This window comes from Methylomonas rosea, from assembly GCF_024505055.1.
Classification (GTDB): domain Bacteria; phylum Pseudomonadota; class Gammaproteobacteria; order Methylococcales; family Methylomonadaceae; genus Methylomonas; species Methylomonas rosea.
Window position 1 is genome coordinate 1 of record NZ_JANIBL010000115.1, and the last position, 4,669, is coordinate 4,669.

Genomic DNA, 4,669 nt, shown 5'->3' on the forward strand with positions numbered 1-4,669 from the left:
CGCCAACACATCTTTGCTGCTTTGCAAAACACCTTTAAAAACATCAGCTTTTTGGGAAGAACTGGTTTTAGCGATACTTTCAAAAACACTTATCGCTGTGTAGCGTTTATTGGGCTCTTCTGCTTTTGCTGGAAGCAGTTGATTTTTGGTGACATCGTTGACGGCGGCAAGTTTTGCGAGGTTTATCGCCAAAACCTGTTCTACTGCTTGCTCAAAATGTTTCGCTGTCTGCCGTTCCCCACTTGCACATTGGACAGCCATTTCGTATGCGAGCTGTTTATCTTCTGGCGATTCCAGTGCGTCCAGTTGACGAGAATGCGATTCCAAAAGTGTATTGGGTGGAATGCCGATCTCCCATTCGTTTATTGCCGCTTGCAATAACCTATATTTGTGACGGCCGGAAACTCCATCAACTTCAATTTCGTCAAGCAACGCAGTAGGTTTGCGGTTCATGCACTCATGAAAACCGCGCTCTAACATTCCGTATATTTTGATACGAATTGCGCCTCCCAACTTAACGTAGTCGCCGAGCATTTCACCTAGTTGTTTGAGTTCCTCTTTGATATTTTCTTCAGAAAGCCCGCTATCTACTGATTCAACCTGTAGTTCGGACGTAACTGATAGTTCTGGAACGGCAAGCGGAATGATTGCGCGGTTTTTGCCATTTTCTGAACTGGTGGCCTTGTTTTGATTTTGCATCATTATTTTCCTTGAGTTCGATAGGTTAGTTGCAAATCCCTTTGCTTCATTTGTTTCCGTTGCATTGAACGTATTTTTTAGCCATACTGGGAAATAAAGTACCGCCAATATTCACTGGCGGTACTCATAAACGTAGTTACGACTACTTACATAACTCGGTGGAATATTCAGTAAGAATATCGCCCAATCCCATGCTTTTATTTACCGAGCGAATTATTAAATTTGCTCTTTTAATGTCGCAATCGGGAATGGCCTTCAAAGCTTTTTCAAAGGCTCTTTTCTGCTGATTTTTAGGCACACTGCTCAAAGCACTAAGGCTTGCAAAGTTACATAAATCAGGTTTCTGGCCAATATTTATGGCGGTCATTACAACGGACGAATGCTCACGCACAAAACATTGGACCCATGGGTAAACTGAATACAACGACCGGTTAAAGTTATCTGAAAACTCACTAGCGGTTTTCTCGTCCCATCTCGTAAAAAAGCGGGATTTTTTTACCGAATAGAGCGTAGACAAGAACTGTGACGACTGTTCTGTAAAGCCTTGTGTTAAGTCGTAAAGTTGCTGAATATTCGCCTCCAAGTCGTTATGTTCGGTTTCAGACATTTCAAGGTTTCTCATGACACCTTCCCCATGTTAATTTTCCCAAGCCAATGATGTGCGATTACGCACTGGTTTTTTTGCCGCGCGTGATGGCGGCTATAATTTAGGAGCATCAGCTCACCTATAGTTGGAGTTGTCGCCGAACCTAAATGCTCATCACCTGTTAAACACCAACCAGCTGTATTCAGCGTGGCTTTGGCGATATACTGCCAATGCAAAATTTTCATAATTTTCCTCCTTCGGAACGTAATGAATTTTGTAAATCCTTGGGCGTCTTTTGCGGGTCACCCAAGGATGAGAGCTTAGAGACACTGCGGGTTGTAGCCTGCAGTGTCTTTACTTTATTAATGATCGTTCGGTTACCTCCTTTAATTTTTCATTCGTACTCGCTTACGTATTTGGGTTGCAACATTCTTTCAGGATGTCACCCACCCCCATGTTTCGTTTGCCCGACCTGATGATTAGGTTTGCTCATTCAATATCGTTTTCGGGGAACTCTCCCATCGCGTTTTCACTGGCGTTAACAATCGACCTTGGAAAATTCCTGTGTCATTCGTTCCGAAAATACGTCAGTTGGTAACATTCTACCCATGTGATAAAAATTCACAAGTATCTGTTTTATAAGTAATAATTAGTTTTTGCAAGTTATTGTCCACGTTAGTCCATAGCGGTCCAGTATGGTGTTAAAAAAATTTTTCAAGTCACAGAAAATTGACCGAAATTGAAGAAAAATCCGCTTTGCCAGGCAACCAATAGGTGGTGACCATGATGTTGCTTTGCAAAATTCATGGAGTTTTTAGCAACCCAATCTCTGGCGGTTGCTGGGTTGGGAAGGGGACTAATGTTCGCAAATCGAAGTTTGCGCAACGCCAGATGGGGAAGTCTGACAAGATACCTTGAACAAGCACCTCTTAATGATACAGTCTGCTTAATCTGGCGATTTTTCGGGGTGAGTTGGAAATGTGGTTGTAAGCCTACGTTGGAGAAGGACCAGTTGAAACCCTGATGGGGCTAACGAAATCTGTAATTTGCTGCGCTGAGTAGTCTGGATTGGTAGTTGCAAGGGCGCACTGCTCTCACATAAAATATGATCTTAATGTGCAGTAACTATTACAGTAACAGCATGTGATACGGATGCTTGAGAGCTCTCTACCTCTGCGATTTGGCTTAAGATTCGGTTGACGCCGTCCCGACCAAGTTTTTTGAGGTAGACGATTGAGTAATAGCCCGCAAGTTAATAACTTGGCGGGTTTTTTATTGCCTGAAAAACTATAGGAATACATTAATTTTTGATAATTAGTTAAGCACTGTTTGATCGATGAAATTAAATTGAATGAATACGGCGGCTAATATTTCGATTTATCAAATATTTGAGACTGGCTTAATCCAATGTTGAACCGTTTTAGAAACAATATTGTCGTGCATCGTCCGGATCAATTATCCCGACAATGGGCGCAACGTATCGTTAACCGATATGCGGCCAGTGCCAAAGTAAGTGCAGTAGACGTTCAATCCATCAATATCGGCACATCGACACGCTTACGGCTTACCGTTAAACACGACGCCATCGGCGTCGTACCAAGTCGATGGTTTGTAAAAACGCCGTCGCTGGCAATTAAGTCCAGAGCGATTACCGCTATACCGCGCTTATTGCATAAGGAAGTCCATTTTTATAATTCGCTTTCACAGGGGGCGCCGGTCAATTTGCCGCAAATTTTAGCGGCTGAAAGTCTGTTAGGTCGCGGGACCACATTGGTAATGACAGACCTGGACGAACTGGGTTGTCGGCCCGGGCTTGCCGCCGACGCCTTGTCCCTAGAACAAGCTCGGCGGGTGGTGGAAAAGCTAGCCGGTTTTCATGCTCACTATTGGGGTAATGCCGGACTACTGAAAACGCATCGTTGGTTAAACGGTTTTAGTCACAATATCGAGAACCATATGGGTACCTTACTGGCGGTGCCGCTGATGAGACTTGGCCTCGAGCGCGCGGGTCGTTTGGTGCCCAGCAAATTGCATAAATCCGCGCTGCATTATGCTGCGGATCGGCGGCGAATCACCAAAATCTTGGCAACCGGTGTGCAAACACTGGTGCATCATGACTGTCACCCCGGCAATCTATTCTGGAGTCAGGCCGAGCCGGGCTTTCTAGATTGGCAATTGGTACGGATGGGCGAAGGTGTTAGTGACCTTGCTTATTTTTTAGCTACATCGCTGAAGCCGGATTCTAGGCGCGCTCATGAAAAACAGTTGCTGGAGCTATATTTGGCATCGTTAGCCAATCACGGCATTGGCGAGTTGGACGAAGAGGTGTATCACCAACGCTACCGCGCTCATTTGGTGTATCCGTTCGAAGCGATGATTGTTACCTTAGCTATCGGGGGCATGATGGAGCATAACAGCAACTTGGAGTTAATTGCGCGCGCTTCGGCAGCAGTGGATGATAACGATAGCTACGCCGCGTTAGCCCTATGAGCTTTTCGTGTGAGTGTTGGAAAGTAATTGTATGCTGGATTTAATCGGAGAGTAGCGGTGGAAACTTTTGGCGGCGATTTTGAGAGTGAGAGTCTTGAGGTGAGTTAAGAGGCTTAACGCAATTATTGGATTTATAACTGAGCGTTATAGGTTTGTAGCTATAAGAAAATCTACAAGGATTTTTTATTTTCAGTTTTGCCGTTTTTAACAAAAACAAAAATAAAATGGTGCCGAGGAGAGGCACTGAAAATAAGTTTCAGTATAATCCAGTATGCTTCAAAATTCTTTACTTTCATGAGCTTATGGCGAGTCTATATTCCATAGCTGTCTAGTCTGATGTAATATTGTTCACATCATTTACATCAAAATTACATCATGGCATCAATTCAGAAGCGGGGATCTAAGTGGTTCGCTCAGGTCTGTAAGAGTGGCACCAGGAAAAGTGGAACTTTTTCAACCAAAGCGCAAGCTACTGCTTGGGCAGCAATTACCGAGGCAGAGATATTATCTGGTGGAATTAAGCAAAAAGTTGATAAGACTCTGATGGATGCTCTAGAACGCTATGCAGTGGAAGTTAGTCCTAGCAAACGCGGAGCACGGTGGGAACTAATTAGGGTAAACGCTTGGAAGCGATTACCATTCGCAAATTATAAACTCGATTCAGTCACCACCCCAATACTTGCTGAATGGCGAGATAACCGCCTAAAGACAGTACAGCCATCAACAGTGAATAGGGAGATGAATCTATTGTCTTCGGTGTTTGAACAAGCTCGTCGGGAATGGCAGTGGATTGACAAGAATCCAACTCGAGATGTTCGACGCCCCCCTCAACCCAAGCATCGAGAACGAATTTTTTCCAAAACTGAGCAAAATGCCATTGTAGAAGCTTTAGGT

General features: G+C 44.2%; 5 protein-coding genes. 2 read left to right on the plus strand and 3 right to left on the minus strand.

What is annotated here, in order from left to right:
• From NP589_RS21150 to NP589_RS21160, 3 genes are all read right to left on the minus strand, one after another.
• On the minus strand, positions 1 to 699 hold a 699-nt coding region (locus tag NP589_RS21150; protein ID WP_256608746.1), incomplete at its 3' end, for a hypothetical protein.
• Between the two features lie 142 nt (positions 700 to 841).
• On the minus strand, positions 842 to 1,321 hold the full coding sequence (locus NP589_RS21155) for a hypothetical protein (protein ID WP_256608747.1): 480 nt from the start codon (positions 1,319 to 1,321) through the stop codon (positions 842 to 844).
• Entirely contained in the window at positions 1,318 to 1,530 is a 213-nt protein-coding gene (locus tag NP589_RS21160) for a hypothetical protein (RefSeq protein ID WP_256608748.1), read from the minus strand. The genes NP589_RS21155 and NP589_RS21160 overlap by 4 nt, the downstream gene beginning before the upstream one ends.
• A gap of 1,162 nt (positions 1,531 to 2,692) precedes the next feature.
• On the opposite strand from NP589_RS21160, the gene NP589_RS21165 reads away from it, so the two are divergent.
• On the plus strand, positions 2,693 to 3,775 hold the full coding sequence (locus tag NP589_RS21165; RefSeq protein ID WP_256608749.1) for a phosphotransferase: 1,083 nt from the start codon (positions 2,693 to 2,695) through the stop codon (positions 3,773 to 3,775).
• A gap of 375 nt (positions 3,776 to 4,150) precedes the next feature.
• Positions 4,151 to 4,669: phage integrase (locus NP589_RS21170; protein WP_443190968.1), on the plus strand; the 519-nt coding region annotated here is incomplete at its 3' end.

What these genes read in the sequence shown, in the direction of transcription:
- NP589_RS21155 (WP_256608747.1), bottom strand. Translation starts at nt 1,321, where the DNA reads ATGAGAAACCTTGAAATGTCTGAAACCGAACATAACGACTTGGAGGCG.
- NP589_RS21160 (WP_256608748.1), bottom strand. Translation starts at nt 1,530, where the DNA reads ATGAAAATTTTGCATTGGCAGTATATCGCCAAAGCCACGCTGAATACA.
- NP589_RS21165 (WP_256608749.1), top strand. Translation starts at nt 2,693, where the DNA reads ATGTTGAACCGTTTTAGAAACAATATTGTCGTGCATCGTCCGGATCAA.